General features: G+C 72.5%; 20 protein-coding genes. 7 read left to right on the top strand and 13 right to left on the bottom strand.

Going from position 1 to position 23,234, the window contains the following annotated elements; all coding sequences use genetic code 11:
• Positions 1–49 precede the first annotated feature (49 nt).
• Positions 50–1,540 carry a peptide MFS transporter gene (locus tag ACWDXC_RS12925; RefSeq protein ID WP_449981163.1) on the top strand — a complete coding sequence of 497 codons (1,491 nt, stop codon included), beginning with the start codon at positions 50–52 and terminating at the stop codon, positions 1,538–1,540.
• A 33-nt stretch (positions 1,541–1,573) separates the two neighbouring features.
• The gene (locus ACWDXC_RS12920) at positions 1,574–2,182 is read left to right on the top strand and encodes a trimeric intracellular cation channel family protein (RefSeq protein WP_219505662.1); all 609 of its coding nucleotides are present in this window, start codon (positions 1,574–1,576) and stop codon (positions 2,180–2,182) included.
• A 6-nt stretch (positions 2,183–2,188) separates the two neighbouring features.
• Here ACWDXC_RS12920 and yczR read toward each other — a convergent pair whose 3' ends face one another.
• Positions 2,189–3,619, bottom strand: coding sequence for a MocR-like transcription factor YczR (yczR, locus tag ACWDXC_RS12915; protein WP_449981160.1), 1,431 nt, complete (start codon positions 3,617–3,619; stop codon positions 2,189–2,191).
• 63 nt (positions 3,620–3,682) lie between these two features.
• Here yczR and yczE point away from each other — a divergent pair, with 63 nt between their 5' ends.
• Positions 3,683–4,285: a membrane protein YczE gene (gene yczE, locus ACWDXC_RS12910; protein ID WP_449981158.1), complete on the top strand. Its 603-nt coding sequence runs from the start codon at positions 3,683–3,685 to the stop codon at positions 4,283–4,285.
• Between the two features lie 61 nt (positions 4,286–4,346).
• A complete protein-coding gene (locus tag ACWDXC_RS12905; RefSeq protein WP_364170061.1) occupies positions 4,347–6,152 on the top strand; it encodes a glycoside hydrolase family 15 protein in 1,806 nt (601 codons plus the stop codon).
• On the opposite strand, the gene ACWDXC_RS12900 is transcribed toward ACWDXC_RS12905, so the two are convergent.
• The 8 genes from ACWDXC_RS12900 to ACWDXC_RS12865 form a co-directional block, all read right to left on the bottom strand.
• Entirely contained in the window at positions 6,149–7,027 is an 879-nt protein-coding gene (locus tag ACWDXC_RS12900; RefSeq protein ID WP_449981156.1) for a hypothetical protein, read from the bottom strand. The genes ACWDXC_RS12905 and ACWDXC_RS12900 overlap by 4 nt on opposite strands.
• Before the next feature lie 34 nt (positions 7,028–7,061).
• Complete coding sequence (locus tag ACWDXC_RS12895; protein ID WP_449981154.1) at positions 7,062–7,976, bottom strand: S66 peptidase family protein; 915 nt, start codon at positions 7,974–7,976, stop codon at positions 7,062–7,064.
• 49 nt (positions 7,977–8,025) lie between these two features.
• Positions 8,026–9,906, bottom strand: a complete 1,881-nt coding sequence (locus ACWDXC_RS12890) for an ABC transporter ATP-binding protein (protein ID WP_449981152.1) — start codon at positions 9,904–9,906, stop codon at positions 8,026–8,028.
• A 459-nt stretch (positions 9,907–10,365) separates the two neighbouring features.
• A complete protein-coding gene (locus ACWDXC_RS12885) occupies positions 10,366–11,202 on the bottom strand; it encodes an enoyl-CoA hydratase/isomerase family protein (protein WP_357586718.1) in 837 nt (278 codons plus the stop codon).
• A 118-nt stretch (positions 11,203–11,320) separates the two neighbouring features.
• Positions 11,321–11,536 (bottom strand): helix-turn-helix domain-containing protein, encoded by a 216-nt coding sequence (locus ACWDXC_RS12880; protein WP_020547488.1) that lies wholly within the window; start codon positions 11,534–11,536, stop codon positions 11,321–11,323.
• A gap of 113 nt (positions 11,537–11,649) precedes the next feature.
• Positions 11,650–13,248, bottom strand: a complete 1,599-nt coding sequence (locus ACWDXC_RS12875) for an ABC-F family ATP-binding cassette domain-containing protein (protein WP_219505678.1) — start codon at positions 13,246–13,248, stop codon at positions 11,650–11,652.
• Between the two features lie 213 nt (positions 13,249–13,461).
• A complete protein-coding gene (locus tag ACWDXC_RS12870) occupies positions 13,462–14,481 on the bottom strand; it encodes a LacI family DNA-binding transcriptional regulator (protein ID WP_449981150.1) in 1,020 nt (339 codons plus the stop codon).
• Between the two features lie 82 nt (positions 14,482–14,563).
• The gene (locus ACWDXC_RS12865; protein WP_449981148.1) at positions 14,564–15,118 is read right to left on the bottom strand and encodes a TetR/AcrR family transcriptional regulator; all 555 of its coding nucleotides are present in this window, start codon (positions 15,116–15,118) and stop codon (positions 14,564–14,566) included.
• A 91-nt stretch (positions 15,119–15,209) separates the two neighbouring features.
• Between ACWDXC_RS12865 and ACWDXC_RS12860 the strand changes: the two genes are divergently transcribed.
• Positions 15,210–16,025 (top strand): NAD(P)H-binding protein, encoded by an 816-nt coding sequence (locus tag ACWDXC_RS12860; RefSeq protein WP_449981146.1) that lies wholly within the window; start codon positions 15,210–15,212, stop codon positions 16,023–16,025.
• 77 nt (positions 16,026–16,102) lie between these two features.
• Here ACWDXC_RS12860 and ACWDXC_RS12855 read toward each other — a convergent pair whose 3' ends face one another.
• Positions 16,103–16,756, bottom strand: a complete 654-nt coding sequence (locus tag ACWDXC_RS12855; RefSeq protein ID WP_449981144.1) for an acVLRF1 family peptidyl-tRNA hydrolase — start codon at positions 16,754–16,756, stop codon at positions 16,103–16,105.
• Positions 16,753–17,178, bottom strand: coding sequence for a hypothetical protein (locus ACWDXC_RS12850; RefSeq protein ID WP_449981142.1), 426 nt, complete (start codon positions 17,176–17,178; stop codon positions 16,753–16,755). Before ACWDXC_RS12850 ends, ACWDXC_RS12855 begins: the two co-directional genes overlap by 4 nt.
• 121 nt (positions 17,179–17,299) lie before the next feature.
• Here ACWDXC_RS12850 and ACWDXC_RS12845 point away from each other — a divergent pair, with 121 nt between their 5' ends.
• Together ACWDXC_RS12845 and ACWDXC_RS12840 are read left to right on the top strand one after the other, a co-directional pair.
• Positions 17,300–18,325 (top strand): EAL domain-containing protein, encoded by a 1,026-nt coding sequence (locus ACWDXC_RS12845; RefSeq protein ID WP_449981140.1) that lies wholly within the window; start codon positions 17,300–17,302, stop codon positions 18,323–18,325.
• A 52-nt stretch (positions 18,326–18,377) separates the two neighbouring features.
• Complete coding sequence (locus ACWDXC_RS12840) at positions 18,378–19,706, top strand: aminotransferase class V-fold PLP-dependent enzyme (RefSeq protein ID WP_449981138.1); 1,329 nt, start codon at positions 18,378–18,380, stop codon at positions 19,704–19,706.
• A 14-nt stretch (positions 19,707–19,720) separates the two neighbouring features.
• Here the strand turns inward: ACWDXC_RS12840 and ACWDXC_RS12835 are convergent, their stop codons facing one another.
• Positions 19,721–21,367 carry a glycoside hydrolase family 27 protein gene (locus ACWDXC_RS12835; RefSeq protein WP_449981136.1) on the bottom strand — a complete coding sequence of 549 codons (1,647 nt, stop codon included), beginning with the start codon at positions 21,365–21,367 and terminating at the stop codon, positions 19,721–19,723.
• A gap of 50 nt (positions 21,368–21,417) precedes the next feature.
• Positions 21,418–23,229, bottom strand: a complete 1,812-nt coding sequence (locus ACWDXC_RS12830; protein ID WP_449981134.1) for a family 43 glycosylhydrolase — start codon at positions 23,227–23,229, stop codon at positions 21,418–21,420.
• Positions 23,230–23,234: the final 5 nt, after the last annotated feature.

The following is a 23,234-nucleotide window of genomic DNA, read 5'->3' as shown; positions in this document are numbered from 1 at the left end:
TGACGTAGAGTAATCTTTCACACGCTTTGAGTGACCATCGGGGGCACGGATGAGTAACGGCGGCAGGACGTTCTTCGGTCACCCGTGGGCCCTGGCGACGTTGTTCGGCACCGAGATGTGGGAGCGGTTCAGCTGGTACGGGCTGCGTGCCATCCTGGCGACGTTCATGGTGGCCTCCCCCGCCAACCAGGGGCTCGGCATGACCGAGGAGACCGCCCAGGCGGTCGTCGGCGTCTACGGCGCGCTGATCTACCTGGTGGCGCTGCCCGGCGGCTGGATCGCCGACCGGATTCTCGGGCCGCGCCGGTCGGTGTTCTGGGGCGGGTTCGTCATCATGTGCGGCCACATCAGCATGGCCATCCCGGTCCAGGGGCCGGCCTTCGTGTGGCTCGGGCTGCTGCTGATCATCGCGGGCACCGGCCTGCTCAAGCCGAACATCTCCGTCATGGTGGGCAAGCTCTACCCCGACGACGCCGACGCGCGCCGCGACGCCGGGTTCTCGCTGTTCTACCTGGGCATCAACCTGGGCGCGTTCTTCGCCCCGATCGTGGTGGGCTGGCTGGCCGCCGGCGACCGGTGGCATCTGGGCTTCAGCGCGGCGGCGGTCGGCATGGCGCTGGGCCTGGCGCAGTACGCCTGGGGCGGCCGCCGCAGCCTGCGCGGTGTGGGCGAGCGGCCTGGCATGCCGCTGTCGCCCGCCGAGCTGCGCCGCTTCGTCCTGATGACCTGCGCGGCGGTGGCGGTCGCGGCCGTGGCGCTGGGCGCGTGGGCGGCGACCGGCACGTTCACGCTCAGCCGGTTCACGCTCGTGGTGACGGTCGTGATCCTGGCCGTGCCCGTCGTCTACTTCGGCTACATCATGCTCGGCAGCCACGACCTGACCGAGGACGAGCGGTCCAGGATGAAGGCGTACATCTGGCTGTTCATCGCCGCCGCCATCTTCTGGATGATCTACGACCTGGCGCCGAGCAAGCTGCTGTTCTTCGCGCAGAACAACACCGACCTGTCGCTGTTCGGGGTGCCGATCCAGGCGGCGACCACGCAGTCGTTCAACCCGCTGTTCATCATGATCTTCGTGCCGGTGTTCGCGGCGCTCTGGGTCAAGCTGGGCAACCGGGTCAGCACGCCGCAGAAGTTCGCCTTCGCGCTGGTCATGGTGGGGCTCAGCTTCGTCATCATGGCGCTGGCGGCGTCGCTGGCGCAGAGCGGCCGGGTGTCGGTCTGGTGGCTGGTGCTGGTCTACCTGGTGCAGGTGTTCGGCGAGCTGTCGCTCAGCCCGGTCGGCCTCTCGGTCACCACCAAGCTGGCGCCGCAGGCGTTCAAGGGGCAGATGCTCGGCGTGTGGTTCATCGCGGTGTCGGTGGGCGACGCCGTCGGCGGGCAGACCGGGCGGCTCGGCAACGTGATGTCCGAGCCCGCCTACTACCTGCTGCTGGCGGCGCTGGCGATCGTCGCCGGGCTGGCGCTGTTCATGTTCACCCGCAAGCTGCGCGCGCTGATGGCCGAGCACCACGTGCCCGCCATGCCCCCCATCCGCTAGCCGCCCCGCGGACATCCTGTAGACATTGCCAACGTGTCAGAACTTCTCGATCTCGCCGGCATCTTCGTCTTCGCGCTGTCGGGCGCCCTCATGGGCGTGCGCAAGCGGCTCGACGTGGTCGGCATGGCGGTGCTCGCCGAGATGACCGCGCTGGGCGGCGGCATCGTGCGCGACCTGGTGCTCAACGTGCGGCCCGCCGCGTTCCAGAGCCTCGGCTACGTGCTGGTGCCGGTCGTGGCCACGGCCGTGGTCTACTTCTGGCACCCGCACGTGGCCCGCGTCATGCCCGCCATCCTCGTGCTCGACGCCGCCGGCCTCGGCCTGTTCTGCGCCGTCGGCACGGCCAAGGCCCTGGAGTACGGGCTGAGCCCGCTGCACGCCGCCCTGCTGGGCGTCGTCACGGCGGTGGGCGGCGGCATGCTGCGCGACGTCCTGGCCGGCGAGATCCCCACCCTCCTGTACGACCGGCAGCTGTACGCGCTGCCCGCCCTGCTGGGCTCGGCGGCGATGGCGATCCTGTCGGAGCTCGGCCTGCACGGCTGGCCCGCCACGCTGGGCGCGGCCGTCCTCGCCTTCGTGCTGCGGATCGCCGCCATGCGCCTCAACTGGCGGGCCCCCCTGGCCAGGGGGATCACCGAATGACCCCGCTCACACCATCGGGCTGAGGGAGTCGGGCACCCGGGCGGGGCCGATCGGGCCGTGCCGGTGGGCGGCGGCGACGCGGGTGACCGCCTCCCGCAGGAGCGCGGGCGGCAGCGTGTAGGGCAGCCGCAGGTAACCCTCCAGCGTGCCCTCCAGGCCGAACCAGGGGCCGGGCGCGATCCGTACGCCATGACCGGCGGCCGCCTCGGCGAGGGAGACGGCGGAGCCGGAGCCGAGCCGGATCCACAGCGTGCCGCCGCCGCGCGGCACCGCGAACTCCCACTCGGGCAGGTGCGTGCGCAGCGCGGTAACCAGGGCGTCGCGGGAGGCGCGCAGGGCGCGGCGGCGTTCGGCCCTGGTCTCCTCCAGCCGGTCGAACAGCCGCGCGACGACGAGCTGTTCCAGCACCGGGCTGGCGATGTCGGCGGCGGCGCGGTGCAGCGCCATGCGCCGGGCCAGCGCGGCGGTGGTGCGGATCCAGCCGATGCGCAGCCCGCCCCACCACAGCTTGGACGCCGACCCGATGCTGATCACCCGGCCGTCGGTGTCGAAGGCCGCCATGGGGGCGGTGCGGGGCACGTCGTCCAGGGCCAGCTCGGCCCACGTCTCGTCGACGAGCAGCGTGGTGCCGCAGCGCCGGGCGGCGCCGGTGAGCGCGGCGCGGGTGGCGTCGTCCATGAGCGCGCCGGTGGGGTTCTGGAAGTCGGGCATCAGGTAGGCGAGGCGGGCGGCCGGCTGGCGCAGGGCGGCGGCGACGAGGTCGGGCTGCCAGCCCTCGTGGGTGACGCCGACGGGGACGATCCGGGCGCCGCGCAGGCGGACGGCGTCGATGGCGTGCGGGTAGGTGGGCGACTCGACCACGACGGGGTCGCCCGGCCCGGTGAGCACGCCGAGGACGAGCTGGATGGCGTTCTGGGAACCGGTGGTGACGAGGATCTGCTCCGGCCGGGTGGCCAGGCCGCGCCCGGTGTAGTAGGCGGCGATCCGCTCGCGCAGCACGGGCAGGCCGAGCGCGTGGTAGCCGTTGCCCATGCCGTAGCGGGGCAGGTCGTCGACGGCGGCGGCCATCACCTCGCGCAGCGCGGAGGGCGCGGGCGGGGCGGCGGCGTGCATCTGGATGAGGCCGCCGTCGTCGACGGCCAGCCACGGGTTGTCGGACGACACGGCGGGGTCGGGCAGCACGGTCCAGCTTCCCGAGCCCTGCCGGCTCTCCAGGTAGCCGCGCTCGCGCAGCAGGTCGTAGGCGGCGGTCACGGTGGTGCGGCTGACCTGGAGCGCGCCGGCCAGGTGCCGTTCGGCGGGCATGCGCACGCGGACCGGGATGCGGCCGTCCATCACGAGGGCGCGCACGGCGTCGGCGAGCGCCCGGTAGTAGGGCCGGGCGTCCGGTGGCACGTCGGCGAGCCGGGCCACCTGCTGAGCCGACAGATGCTTCATAAGGCCACTTTTCCTGATTGGCCCTGTAAGAGCAAACCGGGAGCGTGCCACTCTGGGTCCATCATGAGCGAAGCGACTGTCACCCCGATCGGCTCCCTGCCCCTGCGCCTGCTGCGGCTCTACGGCGGCCTGGCCCTGTACGGCACCGGCATCGGCCTCCAGGTCGAGTCCGGCCTCGGCAACGGCCCGTGGGACGTCTTCCACCAGGGCGTGGCCCGCTGGACCGGCCTCAGCATCGGGACCGTCATCATCATCGTCGGCGCGGTCGTGATGCTCGCCTGGATCCCGCTGCGGCAGCGGCCGGGCCTCGGCACGATCAGCAACGTGATCTTCGTGGGGCTCTTCGCCGACGCCGCCATCCTGCTGCTCCCCCCCTCGGGCCACCCGGTGCTCGGCTGGCTGTACGTGGCGCTCGGCGTCTCGTCGATCGCGCTGGCCACCGTGCTCTACATCAGCGCCGGGATGGGCGCGGGCCCGCGCGACGGCGTCATGACCGGCCTCGTCCGGCTCGGCCTGTCGGTCCGGCTGAGCCGCTTCCTCATCGAGATCACCGTGCTGGCGGCCGGCTGGCTGCTGGGCGGCACGGTCGGGCTCGGCACCCTGCTGTTCGCCCTCGCCGTGGGCCCGCTGACCCAGGTCTTCACCCGGTGGTTCCCGCTGCGGTGAGCGCGACCCGGGGCCGGTCATGACGCGACATGACCGGCCCCGCCGCGTGTAGCGTCGAGACATGCGGATCGAGGACTACGCGCTCATCGGTGACATGCAGTCGGCCGCCCTGGTCGGCAGGGACGGCTCCATCGACTGGCTCTGCCTGCCCAGGTTCGACTCCCCCGCCTGCTTCGCGGGCCTGCTCGGCAGCGACCGCAACGGCCACTGGTGGCTGGGGCCGACCGGGCGCAGGCCCGCCGACCGGCGCCGCTACCGGCACGAGACGCTCATCCTGGAGAGCGAGTGGGACACCCCCACCGGCACCGTCCGGGTGATCGACTTCATGCCGCCGCGTGACGTCAACCCCGACGTGGTGCGCATCGTGGAGGGCGTGTCCGGCACCGTGGAGATGTCCACGCAGTTGCGGGTGCGCTTCGACTACGGGCGGATCGTGCCGTGGATGCGCCGCACCGACGGCCACCTCCAGGCGGTCGGCGGCCCCGACTCGGTCTGGCTCCACTCCCCCGTGCCGCTCAAGGGCGGCGACTACGCCCACGTGGCCACGTTCGAGGTCAAGGAGGGCGACCGGCTGCCGTTCGTGTTCACCTGGCACCCCTCGCACGAGCCGATGCCGCCCCAGATCCACTGCGAGAACCAGCTCGCCGAGACCGAGGCCATGTGGGCCGAGTGGGTGTCGCGGTGCACCTACGACGGCCCCTGGCGGGAGGCCGTGGTCCGCTCCCTGATCACGCTGAAGGCCCTCACCTATGCGCCCACCGGCGGCATCGTGGCCGCCCCCACCACCTCACTGCCCGAGGACCTGGGCGGCGTGCGCAACTGGGACTACCGCTTCTGCTGGCTGCGCGACGCGACCCTGACGCTCGACGCCCTGATCGGCTCCGGCTACCTGGAGGAGGCCGGCGCCTGGCGGTCGTGGCTGCTGCGCGCGATCGCCGGCCGCCCCCAGGACCTGCAGATCATGTACGGGGTCGCGGGCGAGCGCCGGCTGCCGGAGCTGGAGCTCGACTGGCTGGAGGGCTACGAGCGCTCCCGGCCGGTCCGCATCGGCAACCAGGCGGTCAACCAGCTCCAGCTCGACGTCTACGGCGAGGTCATGAGCTGCCTCTACCTCTCGCGCGCCTCCGGCCTGGCCCCCGACGACCGCGGCTGGGCCGTCCAGCGCGAGCTGCTCAACTACGTCGAGGAGCACTGGGACGAGCCGGACGAGGGGCTGTGGGAGGTCCGCGGCCCGCGCCGCCACTTCGTCCACTCCAAGATGATGTGCTGGGCGGCACTCGACCGGGCCGTCAAGTACGTCGAGAACTTCGGCCGCACCGGCCCCGTCGACCGGTGGCGGGCGCTGCGCGACAAGGTGCACGCGGAGATCTGCGACAAGGGCTACGACGCCGGCCGCAACACCTTCACCCAGTCCTACGGCTCGCACGAGCTGGACGCCTCGCTGCTGCTCATGCCGATCATCGGCTTCCTGCCTCCGGACGACCCGCGCATGATCGGCACCGTGGCCGCGATCGAGAAGGAGCTGATGTCCGACGGGTTCGTGCTGCGCTACCCCGTGGCCGAGGACAACGACGTCGACGGGCTGCCGGGCGGCGAGGGCGCGTTCCTGGCGTGCAGCTTCTGGCTGGTGGAGGTGATGGCCATGCAGGGCCGCCGCGACGAGGCGTGCGCGCTGTTCGACCGGCTGCTGGCGCTGCGCAACGACCTCGGCCTGCTCGCCGAGGAGTACGACCCGCGCTACGACCGGCTGGTGGGCAACTTCCCGCAGGCGTTCTCGCACGTCCCGCTCATCCACGCGGCCCGCGCCCTCAGCGGCGACCCGCGCGTGGAGCCCCGGGCACTGAACGAGATGCCGCGCGAGCCCTAGACGGCCAGCCGGGCCAGCACCCGCGCGAACTCCGGCGGCGGGGCCACGACCAGCCGGATCTGGCCCTGCTGCCGCACGATGTCGGCCCGGATGAGGGTCAGCCGCCCCTCGTGCCACCAGTGCACCTGCGGGCTGAGCCCGCCGGTGCGGGCCGCGTGCAGCCGCAGCCGCTCGATCGCCCGCACCACGCCGATCCCGTCCACCGGGTGCACGAGCAGCGTGTACGGGTCGGGCAGCACGACCAGGGCGCCGTCGGCGGGCACCGGCAGGTAGTCATCCAGCCAGCGCAGATGGGTGGCGGCGGCCGGGATGCGGCCGGTCAGCCGGGTCACCGGGGTGCCCGACAGCTCGATGGTCTCCACCGACAGCTTGTCGTCCAGCCGGACGTTGGAGACGGCCAGCTCCAGCGCCTGCCCGGAGGGCAGCGGCCAGCAGCCGGCCTCCTCGGGGCGCACCGGCCGGGAGCCGACCGTGAGCAGCTCCACCGCGTCGCCGTTGAGGTGGCGGCCCACCACCCGGGTCAGGTCGGCGACCTCGTCCACCGCCTCGACGCGGGTCCGCAGCAGCGGCTTGACCTGGTCGAGGTCGCACACGTCGAGCAGCTCGTCGGCCGCGGCGACGGCGCCGGCCAGGTGCTCGGAGACCAGCGTCGGCCAGTCCTCGCGGGCCCGGCGGCCGGCCTCGCGGCGCAGGCCGGTGAGCCTGACCAGGATCTCCCGCCCGCCGCCGAGCGTCAGGGACGCGCCGTCGGCGGCGAAGCGGCAGCTGTAGCCGAGCGAATCGGCCACGAGGGCGAGCAGGGAGTCGAGGTCGACGTCCTCGACCGCCCGGCGCGAGGGCTCCCGGTCACGTTTGAAAAAGTTCACGCGCCGCATCCCCCCAATGTCCGGTTCGTCCCCTATGTGAGTCCTACCTTGCCGGTTCGTCGTTCCCGATCGGGCCAGCCAGCGAGCACGATTCGGTATCGATAACCCCAAGCGCCCCAAGCCACACACTCATCTGGGGAGACCCATGCCCCACGGGCAGTCCTGCCACGATCGGCACCCCCAGCGGGAGCAGCCGGTCGCGCAGCACCGGGTAGGGGTCACCGCAGTCGACCCAGGAGCCGAGCGCGATCCCCCGCACACCGTCGAACGCCCCCGACTGCAGGAGCTGGGTGAGCATCCGGTCGATCCGGTAGGGCTCCTCGGTGATGTCCTCCAGCAGCGCGATCCGGCCCGCGAACGACGGCTGGTGGCGGGTGCCGCACAGGGAGGCCAGCAGCGACAGGTTACCGCCCGTCAGCACGCCCTCGGCGCGGCCCGGCGCGAGCGCCAACTCCCCCTTCACCGCGGGCACTGTGCCGGTCAGCGTCGCCCGCAGGTGCTCCCACGTCGCCGCCTCCGGCCCGTCCTCGCCGCCCAGCAGCAGGCCGCCCGGCATCGGGCCGTGCAGCGTCGGCACCCCCAGCTCGATCCCGAACGACTGGTGCAGCGCGGTGATGTCGCTGGAGCCGACCAGCACCTTCGGACCGGCGGCCCGCATGGCGTCCCAGTCGAGCAGCCCGAGCAGCCGGGCCGCGCCGTAACCGCCCCGGGAGCAGAACACCACCGACACCGCCGGGTCGCACCAGGCCGCCTGCAGATCGGCGGCACGGTCGGCGTCGGAGCCCGCCAGATAGGGCAGCTCCTGGCGGTCCAGCGCGTGGGCGCCCACGACCACCTTCAGGCCGAGCCCCTCCAGGCGCTCGACGCCCCGCCGGAGCTGGGCGGCGTCGGCCGGGCCCGACGGGGAGACGATCGCGACGGTGTCGCCTGACTGCAAAGCTGGGAATGGCACGTTCACCCGCCAAACGGTGTCACACTTTACCTTCCGGATGCGACTCGCGACCGGCTCACGGGCTGCCCGACGAGGCGAACTGGGTGCGGTAGAGCTCCGCGTAGAGGCCGCCGCGCTCCAGCAGCTCCTCGTGCCGGCCCCGCTCGGCGATGCGGCCGTCGTGCACGACCAGGATCTCGTCCGCCTCCCGGATCGTCGACAGCCGGTGCGCGATCACCAGCGACGTGCGGCCCGCCAGCGCCGTCTTGAGCGCCTGCTGGACGGCCGCCTCCGACTCCGAGTCCAGGTGCGCGGTGGCCTCGTCGAGCACCACCACGCGCGGCGCTTTGAGCAGCAGCCGCGCCAGCGCCAGCCGCTGCTTCTCCCCGCCGGACAGCCGGTAGCCGCGCTCGCCCACCACCGTGTCGAGCCCATCGGGCAGCGACTCCACCAGGTCGCCGATCTGCGCCGCCCGCAGCGCCGCCCACAGCTCCTCCTCGTCCGCCTCGGGACGGGCGTAGCGCAGGTTGGCGCCGATCGTGTCGTGGAACAGGTGCGAGTCCTGCATGACGACGCCGATCGTGTCACGCAGCGAGGCGAACGTGGCGTCACGCACGTCCATCCCGTTGATCCGCACCGCGCCCTCGTTGACGTCGTAGAGCCGCGACACCAGCGAGGTGATCGTGGTCTTGCCGGCCCCCGAGTGGCCGACCAGCGCCACCAGCCTCCCCGGCCTGGCGGTGAACGACACGCCGTCGAGCACCTGCTGGGAGGGGCCGGTGTCCTGCCGGGCCACCGACTCCAGCGAGGCCAGCGACACCTCCGCGGCGGCCGGGTAGCGGAAGCGCACGTCGTCGAACTCGACCGTCACCGGCCCCTCCGGCAGCGGGCGGGCGTCCGGCCGCTCGGCCACCATCGGCTTCAGGTCCAGGATCTCGAAGACGCGGTCGAAGCTGACCAGCGCCGTCATCACGTCCACGTGCACGTTCGACAGCGAGGTCAGCGGCCCGTACAGGCGCATCAGCAGCGCCGCCAGCGCCACCAGCGTGCCCAGCTCGAACACCCCGCCCACGGCCAGCACGCCGCCGATGCCGTAGACCAGCGCGGTCGCCAGCGCCGCCACCAGGCCGAGCGCGACCCGGAACACGGTGCCGTACATGCCGACCGTCACCCCGACGTCACGCACCCGCGCGGCCCGGCCGCCGAACATGCGCGCGTCGTCCTCCGGCCTGCCGTAAAGCTTGGCCACCGTCGCGCCCGCCACGTTGAACCGCTCGGTCGTCACCGAGCTCATCTCGGCGTCGAGCTGCATCTGCTCACGGGTCAGCGCCGACATGCGGCGGCCCACCCACTTGGCCGGCACGATGAAGATCGGCAGCAGCACCAGCGCGACCAGCGTCACCTGCCACGACAGCACCAGCATCGCGCCCAGCACCAGGACCAGGCTGACGACGTTGGACACCACCGACGACAGCGTGCTCGTCAGCGCCCGCTGCGCGCCGATCACGTCCGTGTTGAGCCGCGACACCAGCGCGCCGGTCTGCGCGCGCATGAAGAACGCCACCGGCATCCGCTGCACGTGGTCGAACACCTCGGTGCGCAGGTCGTAGATCAGCCCCTCGCCCACGCGCGCCGAGAACCACCGCTGCACCAGCGTCAGCCCCGCGTCCACCAGCGCCAGCGCGGCGATCGCCACCGCCAGCCCGACCACCACGCCGGGCCGCTTCGGCAGGATGCCGTCGTCGATGATCGCCTTCATCAGCAGCGGGTTGGCGATCACGATCACCGCCCCCGCCACGACCAGCGCCAGGAACGCGGTGATCTGCTTGGTGTAGGGCCGCGCGTAGCCCGCGATGCGCCGCACCGTGCCCGGCGCGAGCCGCTGCTTGGTCACGTCGCCGTCGCGTCGCAGCGACGCCCACACCTGAGGCCCGAAGCCTCCGCCCATCATGGCCATCAGGCAGCCCTCCTCCCCCAGCAGAGCGCCCCCGGACGGCCCCCCGATTCCCACATCCGCTCACCGCGAAACCGCCCACCCCCGAAGCCCCCCGAACCCCAGGAGAACCCCACCCAGGCACCCCCAGCGAACCACACCGCCGCAGCCCCAACGGGCCGAGCCACCCAGCGGCGTGGCACCCAGTGGGGTGGCCGCGCGGAGGGCTGCACAGGGGCGCGGCACCCAGCGGGGGTGGCCGCCCAGCGGTTCAGGGCGGCTGCGTCACCGTCCTGGGTGGGTGGGCCGGTGTCTTGGGTGGGCGCTTCCCCTGGCCGCCCCGCCCTAAGAACGACGGGGCGGGCGCGTCATCCCAGGTGAAGGGGCATGGGCGCCACCCTAGGTTGGGCCAGCGCCCCGAGGGCGTACAGGGTGCCCCCTGGCGTCAGGCGGGTGACGGCCGGGCGCAAGGGGGCCGGCGGGTCAGGCGGGGGTGTCGCCGAAGAGGGCGCGCAGGCGGAGGGCCTGTTCGGCGCCTTCGGCGGCGGCCTGCTCCTCCAGGGTGCGCGAGCGCGCGCCCTGGAGGAGTCGCTTGGTCGCGGCGGCCGCGTCACGGTTGGTGGACAGCAGTTGCGCGATCTTGTCTTGTACGGCCCCGGCCAGGTCGCCCCCGGCGACCACCAGCTCGGCCAGGCCGATGCGCGAGGCTTCTTCGGCTTCCACGGTCCTGGCGGTCAGGCAGATGTCGATCGCCTTGGCCAGGCCGACCAGCTCGACCAGCGGCTTGGTGCCGGTCAGATCGGGCACCAGCCCCAGTGCGGGCTCTTTCATGCAGAACTTGACATCGTCGGCCACGATCCGCAGGTCACAGGCGAGCGCGAGCTGGAATCCCGCGCCGATCGCGTGGCCCTGCACGGCCGCGATGGAAACGATCTCGGGGCGGCGTAGCCACAGGAATCCCTGCTGGGCCTCCTTCAGCCGCTGCTCGAACGAGGTGCTGTCGAGCCGCGCCGCCGAACTGAACGAGCCCTGTCCGGGCACCCCCTCAGGTGTGAACATGCGCAGGTCGATCCCTGCCGAGAAGGACGGTCCCTCACCTTTCACCACGACCACGCGCACCTGCTCCGGCAGGCTGTCGCCGATGCGAGCCAGACCCGACCACATCGCGGACGTCTGGGCGTTCCGCTTGTCCGGCCGGTCCAGCGTGATCGTCGCTATCTCACCGTCCACCTCGAAGCGCAGGCCGGCCTCCGCCAGTGTGGCGGCAGAGACGTCCTCCGCATTCCCCCCGCGCTGTCGTTGCGCCTTCGCTTCCGCCATCGCCTGCTCCCTCGTCGGCTTACCGTCGCGCCCGAGCTTACAGAATATGATTCTGGCTCGGGCGCGACGGCGGCTGACTAGGAACGGGCGGCTGCGGACGCACGTTCCGAGGCGGCCGTCAGCGCTTGGACTTGCCTCGGGTCGCCCCGCCGCGCCCGCGCAGAGTCACGCCGGACTCGCTCAGGATGCGGTGGATGAACCCGTAGGACCGGCCGGTAGAAGCGGCCAGGGCGCGGATGCTCTCACCCGCGGCATAGCGCTTCTTGAGATCGCCGGCCAGTTTTTCACGATCGGCCCCGGTGACCCGGGTGCCCTTCTTCAGTGTCTCGGCCACGAGTACCTCCTGTAGTGCCGGACTTCCGCAGCGTTACTCCGCCATGATCAGTCATTTCAGCGGGATCGGCTACCTACTCCACGGGAAAAGATCCGTACCCACCCAAATTAAGATCAGGCAAGTGCCACAAGATCGGAAAATTCCTCGCTCCACGCGTCTTCAGTTCCGTCTGGCAGCAAGATCACCCTATCCGGTGAAAGGGCATCAACGGCACCCTCGTCATGGGTAACCAGGACGATCGCTCCTGAATACGACCTCAGAGCCTCCAGAACCTGCTCGCGGCTGACCGGGTCGAGGTTGTTCGTGGGCTCGTCGAGCAGCAGGACGTTGGCGCTCGACAGCACCAGGATGGCCAGCGCCAGCCGGGTCTTCTCGCCTCCGGAGAGCACCGAGGCCGGCTTGTCGACGTCGTCGCCGGTGAACAGGAACGAGCCGAGAACCTTGCGCAACTCGGTGTCGGTGAACGTGCCGCCCGCCGAGCGCATGTTCTCCAGGAGGGTGCGGGAGCCGTCGAGCGTCTCGTGCTCCTGGGCGTAATAGCCGATCTTGAGGCCGTGGCCGGGCTTGATCGCGCCTGTGTCGGGCTCCTCGATCCCGCCGAGCAGGCGCAGCAGCGTGGTCTTGCCCGCGCCGTTGAGCCCGAGGATGACGACCCGGTGACCTCGGTCGATGGCCACGTCGACGTCTGTGAAGACCTCCAGGGACCCGTACGACTTCGACAGGCCCTCGGCCATGAGCGGGGTGCGCCCGCACGGCTGCGGCTCGGGGAAGCGGAGCTTGGCGACCTTGTCGCCCTTGCGCTCCTCCTCGGTGCCGGCCAGCAGCCGGTGGGCGCGGCGCATCATGTCCTGGGCGGCCTTGGCCTTGGTCGCCTTGGCGCGCATCTTGTCGGCCTGCGCGAGCAGCGCGCCGGCCTGCTTCTCGGCGTTGGCCCGCTCGCGCTTGCGGCGCTTCTCGTCGGTCTCGCGCTGGGCCAGGTAGGCCTTCCAGCCGACGTTGTAGTGGTCGATGACGCACCGGTTGGCGTCCAGGTGCAGGACCTTGTTGACCGTGGCTTCAAGAAGCTGGACGTCGTGGCTGATGATCACCAAGCCGCCCTGATGGGATCGCAAAAAATCACGAAGCCACCCGATTGAGTCCGCATCTAGGTGGTTTGTCGGCTCATCGAGTAGGAGAGTTTCCGCTCCGCTGAAAAGAATTCGCGCCAATTCCACACGCCTGCGCTGACCGCCGGAAAGCGTTTCCAGCGGCTGCCCCAGCACGCGGTCGGGCAGGCCGAGGCTGGAGGCGATGGAGGCGGCCTCCGACTCGGCCGCGTAGCCGCCCAGCACGTGCATCTGGTCCTCCAGCCGGCCGTACTGCCGCACCGCCTTCTCCCGGGTGCGGTCGTCGGCGGAGGACATGCCGAGCTCGGCCTGGCGCAGCTTGCGGATCACCTCGTCCAGCCCGCGGGCGGACAGGATGCGGTCGCGGGCCAGCACCTGGAGGTCGCCGGTGCGCGGGTCCTGCGGCAGGTAGCCGACGCTGCCGCTGGTGGTCACCCCGCCCGCGGCGGGCAGCGCCTCACCGGCCAGCACCTTGGTGAGGGTGGTCTTGCCGGCGCCGTTGCGGCCGACCAGACCGATCTTGTCGCCGGGGTTGACCCGGAAGGACGCGCTCTCGATGAGCAGCCGCGAACCGGCGCGCAGTTCGATGTCACTAGCAATGATCATGGTTGGCTCAGCACTCCCGAGCTAGGAAACGAGGGATTTCAGAAGGCGTGCGACGCCGGTCAATCGGGAGTGTGCATACAGATCAGTGTAGGGCCCTGACCAAGAGTTATGACGGGCCCGAATGATCACCGCCGCCAGGACGGGAGCAGGGCGGCGCACCGCCTCGCACGTCACCGCGAGACGACTGTTGAATCGACTCAAACCGCCCGGACCTCACACACCCCTGCGCGGCTCGCTGGACGCCCGAACGACCAGGTCGGGCTGGAAGATGACCTGCCGGTGGCGGTGCCGCCCGGGCTCGGTGACCTCCTCCAGCAGCAGCTCGATCGCGGTGCGGCCGAGCAGCTCGCGCGGCTGGCGCACCGACGACAGCGGCACGGCCGCCGCCGCCGCGAACTCGATGTCGTCGTAGCCGACGATGGCCATGTCGGCGGGCACCCGCAGCCCGTGGGCCGCCATGGCCTGGAGGAAGCCCAGCGCCACCACGTCGTTGGCGCAGAAGGCCGCCGTGGGGCGCTCGCCGGGCGGCATCGCGGCCAGCCGCTCGCCCGCTCGCCTGCCGGTGTCGAAGCTCAGCGTCGGCATCGCGCACGCGACCAGCTCGACGCCGTCGCCGGCGGCCTCGACGGCGCTCATGACGCCCGCGTGGCGGTCGGCGACCTGTTTGATCGACGGCGGCCCGCCGATGAACGCGATGCGCCGGTGCCCGCGCTCGATCAGGTGCTCCCCGGCGATCCGGCCGCCGAGCCGGTCGTCGACCGCCACCGAGCACTGGGTGCCGGAGGCGGCGCTGTCGACCAGCACCACGGGCGTGCCCCGGGCTGCCAGCTCGGTGAGGCGGGGGCTGGCGGCGTCGACGGGGGTGATGAGGATGCCGAGCACGCGCTGCTGTTCGAGCTGGTCGAGGTGGCGGCGCTCGCGGACCGGGTCGGCGCCGCTGTTGCACAGCACGACCATCGTGTCGTGCTCATCGGCCGGGCCCTCGGCGCCCTGCGCGACGTCGGCGAAGAACGGGTTGGACACGTCCAGCACGACCAGCCCGACCGTGCGGCTGCGGCCGACGCGCAGGTGGCGGGCCACCTCGTTGCGGACGAAGCCCAGCTCGCGGATCGCCTGGAAGACCCGCTCCCGCGTGGCGGGCGAGACGATCTCGGGCCGGTTGAGCACGTTGCTCACGGTGCCGACCGAGACCCGCGCCAGCTGCGCGACCTCCTTGATGCTCCTGGTCCCCATTGATCCTCACGAGGCCGTGCCGCTGTGACGCGCCCCAGCATAGCGGCATTCAAGATTGTTTTGAATCGTCTCAAAGGCGAGCTCAGGCCGTCATCCCGTCGAGCATCAGGCCCAGGAACCAGGCCGGGCGGGCCGCCACGTGCGGCGGCAGCGCCTCCGGATGACAGGCGAACAGGTTGAGCGCGGCCACCACGTCGGCGGCGCCGACGTCGCCGCGCATGACGCCGTCGGCCTGAGCCCGGCGCACCAGCGCGTCGAGCCGCTCCAGCCAGCGGGCGCGGGCGCGGGTGAACCCGGCCTGATCCTCGTACGTCCCGCCCGGCAGCTCGGCGAGCGCGGCGGCGAGCGCGCCGCGCCCCGGGTCGGCCGCCCACAGCGCGAACGCGCGCACCCCCTGCCAGGCGTCGGGCGCCTCGGCGGCGGCCCGGTCGAGCGCCTCGGCGAGCGAGCCGACATAGTGCTCGGCCACGGCGGCCACGAGCGCCTCCCGGTCGGGGAAGCGCCGGTAGAGCGTGCCGACGCCGACGCCCGCGCGACGGGCGATGAGCTCCATCGGGGCGCCGGTGCCGCGCTCGGCCATCACGGAGGCCGCCGCCTCGACGATCTTGGCCAGGTTGCGCCTGGCGTCCGCACGCACGACGCCCAGCGTACCGGGACACAAGTGGACGATGCGATTCCGGTTACGGTACGGTCCAAGCGGAATCCCATCGTCCACTTAGGAGGTTGCCGTGATCGTGGTCACCGGCGCGACCGGTTCCATCGGCAGGGCCCTGACCGGGCTGCTGCCCCGCGAGGAGGTCGTGGCCGTCGTCCGCCGCCCGGCCGGGCTCGCGTGCGCGGAGGCCGTGGCCGACTTCGAGCGCCCCGAGACGATCGGCCGGCTGCTGTTCCCCGGCGACCGGCTGTTCCTCAACAGCTCCCTCTGGCCCGACGTCGCCGACGCCCAGCGCGCCGTCGTCGACCTGGCCGCCGAGGCGGGCGTGGCCCAGATCGTGTCCGTCTCCGTCCGGGGCGCCCGGCCCGGCGGGCCGCTCGGCGCCGACCCGCACGGGCGCATCGACGACCACCTGCGGGCGCGCGGCGTCCCGTACGCGATCCTGCGGCCGAGCGGGTTCATGCAGAACCTGCCGGGCGAGGTGCGCGACGGCCGCTTCCACGGCTCGTACGGGGAGGCCCGGGTCAACTACATCAACACCCGCGACGTCGCGGCCGTCGCCGCCGCGCTGCTGACCGCCCCGGTGGGGCCCTCGGCGGTCCACGAGCTGACCGGGCCGCAGTCGTACACGCACGAGGAGATCGCCGCCGTGATCAGCGCCGCCGCCGGGAAGCCGGTCGCCTACGTGGACCTGCCGGTGCCCGAGATGACCGCCCACCTGGTCGCGCGGGGCCTGCCGGAGCCGGCCGCGGGCGCGCTGGCCGCCATGATGAGGGACATGGGGCGTACGGACTGGTGGTCGCTGAGCACGGCGGTCCGCGACCTCACCGGCCGCCCGCCCCGCACGCTGGCCGCCTTCGCCGCCGAGCACGCGGCCGCCTTCGCCTGACGCCCGGCAGACCGGGCGGACCCGGCGGACCGGGCGGACCCGGCGGGCCGGGCGGACCCGGCGGGCCGGGCGGGAGGTCAGGCCGGGTCGGTGATCAGGATGCGGACGGCGCGGAACCGGCCCGGGGTGTCGCGGAGGACGGCCAGCCGGGGGTCCGGCACGTCCAGGAACGGCTCCGACTCCAGCGCGAACAGCGGCGCCAGCCTGCGGTCGGCGCGCAGCGCGTCGACCGCCTTGCGGTCACCGCCGAACACCACCGCCTCCAGCTCGCCGAGGTGCGGCGTCAGCACGCGCAGCGCCGTCTCGGCCGCCGCCTCGAACGCCTTGCCCGCCTGGTTCTCCCGGCGTCTGGCGAACCGCTGCTGCGACCAGCCGCCCGCCGCCGTGCGGCCCTGGACCAGCCGTGAGCCGACCTTGGAGGCGACCAGCTCGCCCCCGTGGAACACTCCGGCCGCGTAGCCGCCGAGCCGCACCAGCACCACGCCCACCCGGCGGTCCTCCCGCGCGTGCCCGGCCAGCCGGGTGACGTGCGGCGGCCCCGGCCGCATCGGCGGGAACGGCACGTGCAGCTCGGCCACCGCCCCGTCGGCCGCCGTGAGCCTGACCACCCGCTCGTCGCCGGTCGCCTCGAACGGCCCGTGGCGTCCGGCGAACCCGTCGATCCACGGGTGCACCCGCTCCGGCGGCACGCTCACCCAGCGTCCGCCGCCCTTCGCAGGCCGGGCCCTCACGCGGGCACGTCGCCGTCCGCCACCGCCCTGCCGCGGCCCGGATCGCGGCCCGGATCGCGGCCCGGATCGCGGCCCAGGCCGCGGCCGAAGGTCCGGTCGACGGCGATGCGGGTCAGCCAGCCGAGCCCGGCGGTGAACAGCGGCGGCCACACGACGGGCCCGAACGTGTAGCCGACCAGCACCGCCAGCGGGATCCACACGCGGTGCACGGCCTGGTGGACGAGGCCGGGCGGGCGGGCCCCGGCGAGCCCCGCCAGGCTCGGCAGCGCGAAGAACGCCAGCGCCGCGGCCGTCGTCGACAGGCCGTACTTGACGCTCTCGAACACGGCGAACGCCGCCAGGAACAGGGCCAGCGCGCCCCAGGCGATCCGCCGCGGCAGATCGCGGCTCGCCGGCACGTCGCGCGTGTGTTCGGTTGTCACGGGACCAGCGTAGACCCGAACGGCATTCCCCTTCGAGCGGGTGGGAAATACCGCGAGAAATGTCGGTGAACTTCGCCGCACCGCCCTTCCCCGCGTGCTCGGGTGACACCATCATCTCAACGTGTCCTCCCTGTTCACCGGCCCTGTCGTGGACCTCGACACCGGATCGGTCATCGCCTACCCCGCGCTTCTGGACGCCTCGGGCCAGCTGCGGGCCGCGCCGCTTCCGATGGTGCTGGAGCTGCCCATGCGGGTGGTGCTGTCGGGCGCCGGGGCGCTCGTCCCGCTGCACGAGGCGCTGCGCCGCGCCCGGAGGCATCCACGCGAGGCGATCCTGCTGCTGTCGGGACCGTGCGCGGTGACCGACCGGCCGGTGCTGAAGGTGGCGCTGGACGGGCTGCGCAACCTCGGCTACCTGCTCGGCTTCGGCGGCGCCGGGGCGGAGAGCGTGCCGCTCGACCTCATCGCCGACACGGCCCCGTACCTGGTGGCGATGGCGCCCGACCTGATCGCGCGGGCGCCGCGCGACCACCGGGCGGCGGCGGTGGCGCAGGGGCTGATGGCGCTGGCGCGCGGCGTCGGCGCGCACGTGCTGGCCCCCGGCGTGGAGGACCCGGCGCAGCTGGAGGCGGCACGCGGGTGGGGGGTGCGGCTGGCGCACGGGCCGCTGCTCGCGCCCGGCCCGGACGGCCGGGTGCGGGTGCCGCTGCCGCCCGCCGACGACTCCCCCGCGGCCGTCATGCTCGGGCCGCGCGTGCAGGAGCTGCTGCTGCCCGCGGTGACGCTGCCGGTGGCGGCGACCGCGGAGGAGGCGGTGGAGGCGTTCGGGCACGAGCCGACGATCACCAGCGTCATCCTGGTGGACGAGTACCAGCGGCCCAGGGGCAGCCTGGACCGCAGCCGGTTCCTGCTGTCGATCGCCTCCCGCTACGGGCACGCGCTGCACGGCTCGAAGCCCGCGCAGCGGCTGGCCGACCCGCCGCGCACGGTGCCGAAGACCACCCCGGCGGTGGCGGCCATGCAGGCGGCCGGCCGCGACGCGCTGCGCGTCTACGACGACCTGGTGGTGACCGACGAGCTGAGCCGCTGCCTGGGCATCGTCCGCGTGTCGGACCTGATCCGCGAGGTGGCGGCGATGCGCGCGTAACGACTCGGTCCCGGTGCTGGGCACGGCCGCGGGGCCGGGATAGGAAGAGGGCGTGACTCCTCGGCTGAACAGACGGGCCCTGCTCGGCGCGGGAGTGCTGGCGAGCGTGGCCGCCTGCACGTCCTCCCCTGCCGCCTCCCCTGCCGCTCCGCCTCCCTCCGCCGGGGCCTCCGCCGGGGGTTCCGCGCCGCCTTTCGACCCTCAGGACTGGGAGTCCGTACGCGCCCAGTTCGCGCTCGACCCCAAGTACGCGCAGTTCGCGGCGTTCATCCTGGCGCCCGCTCCGGCGATGGTCCGCGAAGCCGTCCAGAAGCACCGCGACGCCCTGGACCGAAACCCGCACTACCTGCCGGACGGCGGCGACCCCGACGAGGCGATCCGCGCGTCCGCCGCCCGCCACCTGGGCGCCGAGCCGTCCGGCATCGCGCTGACCGACAGCACCACGATGGGCCTCGGCCTGCTCTACTCCGGCCTGCGGCTGCGCGCGGGCCAGGACGTGCTCACCACCGAGCACGACTTCCTGGCCACCCACGAGGGCCTGCGCCAGCTCGCCCGCCGCACGGGGGCCGAGGTGCGCCGGGTCAGGCTGTACGACGACCCGGCGCGGGCGTCGGCCGGCCGGATCGTCACGGCGATCAGGGAGGGCCTGCGCGACCGCACCCGGATCGTCGCGATCACCTGGGTGCATTCGAGCACCGGCGTCCGCCTGCCCGTCCGGGAGATCGCCGACATGCTCGCCGACGTCAACCGGTCACGCGACGAACACGACCGCGCGCTGCTGTGCGTCGACGGCGTGCACGGCTTCGGCGCGATGGCCGACGGCGTGGCCGAGCTGGGCTGCGACTTCCTGGTCAGCGGCACGCACAAGTGGCTGTTCGGGCCGCGCGGCACCGGCATCGTGTGGGGCCGCGCCTGGGACGCGCTCGACCCCGTCATCCCGGCCTTCAGCCAGGGCTCGTTCGAGGCGTGGCGCACCGGCGAGCCGCCCGCGCGCACCGACGCCCGCCTGGCGACCCCGGGCGGCTACAAGGCGTTCGAGCACCGGTGGGCGATGCCGGCGGCGTTCGGGTTCCAGGAGGTCATCGGCCTGGACCGGATCCAGCGGCGCACCCAGGAGCTGGCCACCCGGCTCAAGGCCGGCCTGGCCGGTCTGCCGCACGTCACACTCGCCACCCCCGCCGACCCCGCGCTCTCGGCCGGCCTGGTGTGCGTCTCGGTCGACGGCATGCAGCCCGGGGAGGCGATGCAGCGGCTGCGCGCCGGCATGATCGACACGAGCCTCACCCCGTACGATCCGCCGCTGCTGCGGTTCGGCACCAGCATCGTCACCACCCCCGAGCAGGTCGACCAGGCCGTCGAGGCGGTGAAGAAGCTCGGCTAGCGCCGCCCCGGGCCTCACAGGCGGGTCCACCGCTGGTTGGGCGCCCCGCTGCAGGACCAGATCTGGAGCCTGGCGCCGTTGGCCGTGGCGTTGCCGGACACGTCCAGGCACTTGCCCGCGCCGACGGCGGTGATGCTGCCGTCGGCGTTGAAGCGCCACTTCTGGTTGCTCTGACCGTTGCAGTCCCAGATGATGACGCCGGTGCCGTCGGCGGTGGCGGCCCTGTCGACGTCCAGGCACTTGCCGCCGTAGACGCGCAGTTCGCCGGCGGCGGTGGCGGTCCACTGCTGGTTGCTCTGCTGGTGGCAGTCCCAGATCACCACCTGGGTGCCGCTGACCTGGGACGCGCCGGACACGTCCAGGCACCTGCCGGAGCCGGCGCCCTGGATCCGGGTGGCGGGCGGCGCAGGGGTGCCGCCGCTGACCCGGAAGACGGCGGTGCCGTGGGGCGGGACGCTGGCCGAGATGGTCCCGGTGGTCGTGGTGACGGCGTTCGTCCAGGCGTCGCGGAGCGTGAACGGGCCGCCGGTCAGGCCGATCGCGGAGGCGGTGGTGCTGATCGTGGTGGTGGCGCCGCCCTGGTTGAACAGCGCCACCGCGACGTCGCCGTTGCTGAGCCGCTTGGCCAGCACGCGGCGGGTTCCGTCGTGGCTGACCTGGGTGGCCTGCAGGCCGAGCGGGTCCTGGTTGACGGCGATCAGGTTCTGATTCTTCATGATCGTCGCGGTGGCGGCGTCCATGTTCCGGACGTCGTTCCCGGCGATCAGCGGGGCGGCCATGACGGCCCACAGGGCGAAGTGGCTGCGCATCTCGGTGTCGTTCATGCCGCCCCGGCCGACGACCATCATGTCGGGGTCGTTGAACTGCCCCGGCCGGGCGTTGCCCGCGAGGGGGACGTTGACGTCGACGATGTTCTGGATGCCCATCGGGTAGCCGTTGGTCTGGCCCGTGTTCCAGGCGTTGGTGATGTCCTCGGTCGTACGCCAGATGTTGGCCACGTCGCCCCAGTCGCGGCGCGGGCCGGTCTTCTCGTGAATGCTGTTGGGGTTGATGCTGTAGAGGATCGGCCGGCCGGTGGCCGCCAGGGCGTCCCGCATCTTGGCGAAGGTGCGCACCTGGTCGTCGATGGTGCCGGTGGGCGAGCACCAGTCGTACTTGAGGTAGTCGACGCCCCAGGCGGCGAACTGCCGGGCGTCCTGGACCTCGTGGCCGAGGCTTCCGGTCGCCCCCGGGTAGGAGCCGAAGTACTGGGCGCAGGTCCGGTCCAGGGGCGCCTGGTAGAGGCCGAACTTCAGGTTCCTGGCGTGCAGGTAGTCGCCGAGCGCCTTCATGCCGCTCGGGAACCGGGACGGGTTGGCCCGCAAATTCCCGGCGGAGTCGCGGGCCGGATCGAACCAGCAGTCGTCGACCACGACGTACTGGTATCCCAGGTCGCGCATGCCGGAGCTGACCAGCGCGTCGGCCGTCTGCTTGATCAGCGTCTCGTTGATGTTGCAGCCGAAGGTGTTCCAGGTGTTCCATCCCATCGGCGGGGTGCGGCCCACGCCGTTGTCCAGCGCCCGCGCGGGCGTGGCCGGGCCGACCGCCACGACTGTGGTCGCCAGGGCCAGGATGGCGGCGGCGGCGTGGACCAGGGGGAGGCGCGTTCGGTTCCTGTCCATCGATGTCTCACCTCGGAGGTCGAAGGGATGGGGGCGGTCCTTCCGCCAGGTCACCGGAAGGAGGCGTCGTCGACGTAGAGGCCGTCGGTCCCCGCGACGGTCTCGACGTAGAAGGAGGCGCCGGTCAGCGTCCCGGTCCAGGAGACGGTCGTGGTGCCGGTGAGCTGGGTCCAGCCGTTCGCGCCGACGGTTCGCGCCGGGGTGAGCTGGTGGTAGCTCGTGGTGCCGTTCGCCGTGACCGCCAGGGTCGCCTTCGCGCTGGGGGTTCCGCTCTGCGACCGCACCCAGACGCTCGTGGTGTAGCTCCTGCCGTTGGTGAGCCGCCCGGTCAGGCTCTGGTGGGGGCCGTTCCAGGCCGCGGTACGGCCGGAGTTGAGCAGGGACCGGCTGCCCGTGCGGGCGACGTCGGCGGCGGAGGTCAGGGTGCCTCCGGAGGTGGTCCAGCCCGTCGTGCCGTCCTCCATGCCGCCGTTCGTCAGCAGCTCGGCGCCGCTGCCGCCGCTCGGCGTGAACTGCCACCAGCCGAGGTTGAGCAGGTAGCCGCTGCCGCCGGCGAACCTGAGGTAGAGGTCATGGGTGCCGGTCGCCCCGGACACCGGGCAGGTGACCGAGGTCCAGTTCTGCCAGCCGCCGGTGCCGGTGACGGCGCAGGTGCCCACGAGGGCACCGGTGGCGCTGCCGAGCCGCAGCTCGATCCGGCCCCCGCTGGTGGCCGAGGCGACGCGGGCGGTGAAGGAGGAGGCGCCGTTGCCGAAGGCGACGCCCTTGACCTTGAGGTGGTCGCCGTTCTCGATGAAGCCCACGTTCAGGCCGCCTTCGGCGGAGGGTTCGGTCTCGACCCCGGAGGACCAGGCCATGGTCTCGGCCTCCTGCCGGACGAACGGGTCGAGGGTGCCGATCTGCGGCGGCCCGGCGGTGGTCATGTTGATGACGGGGATGGTGCCGTCGGCGTTGTACGTGAACTTCTCCACGGCCACCGACCTGGTGAAACCGCCTCCGCCGGGGAGGGCGCCGTTGTGGTAGAAGAAGTACGACCCGCCGGCGAAGTCGACGATCCCGGCGTGGTTGGTGAAGCTGCTCCCCTGGCGGGGCATGATCGTTCCCCGGTAGGTCCAGGGGCCGGTGGCGGTGGGCGCCGTCGAGTAGGCGATGAACTCGGAGCAGCATTCGGCGGCGAACACATTGTAGTAGAGGCCGTTGCGCTTGAAGACCCAGGGGGCTTCCTCGTAGAGGGTCGGGCGGGCGGCGTTGCCGGTGCGCGTGCCGTAGCCCGCGGTGGTGAGGGGGATCTGGGTGGGGCTGCCGGAGTAGGAGATCATGTCCGTGTTCAGCCGGACGTACCAGAGGCGAGGGTTGCCCCAGTACAGGTAGGCCTGGCCGTTGTCGTCGATGAGGACGTTGGGGTCGATCTCGCCGTTGTTGACCAGCGGGCGCCCGATGGCGTCCCGGAAGGGCCCGGTCGGGCTGTTGGCGACCGCGACGCCGATGGCCATCGAGCCGCTGGCACGGTCGCGGACCGGCACGTACCAGTAGAAGCGGCCGTTGCGGTGGGCGACGTGGCCGGCCCAGGCGTTGGCGTCGGCCCAGGCGAAGGTGGCCAGGCTCAGGGGCGAGCCGTGGTCCGTCCAGTTGGCCATGTCCGAGGAGGAGTAGACGCGCCAGTCCCGCATGGTGAAGTACGTGGAGCCGTCCTCGTCGTGTCCGGTGTAGACGTAGACCCGGCCGTCGTGGACGAGTGGCGCGGGGTCGGCCGTGTAGATGGTCTGCACGATCGGGTTGTCGGCTCCGGCCGCCGACGGGAACAGCACGGCCGGAAGCAGCAGGCCGACGGCACACAGAAGCGTGCGCAGGGCGGATCTCACCGGTT

Source organism: Nonomuraea sp. NPDC003214, assembly GCF_053590035.1.
The sequence above is the reverse complement of the archived record's forward strand: the minus strand, read 5'-3'. Positions and strand labels throughout refer to the sequence as shown.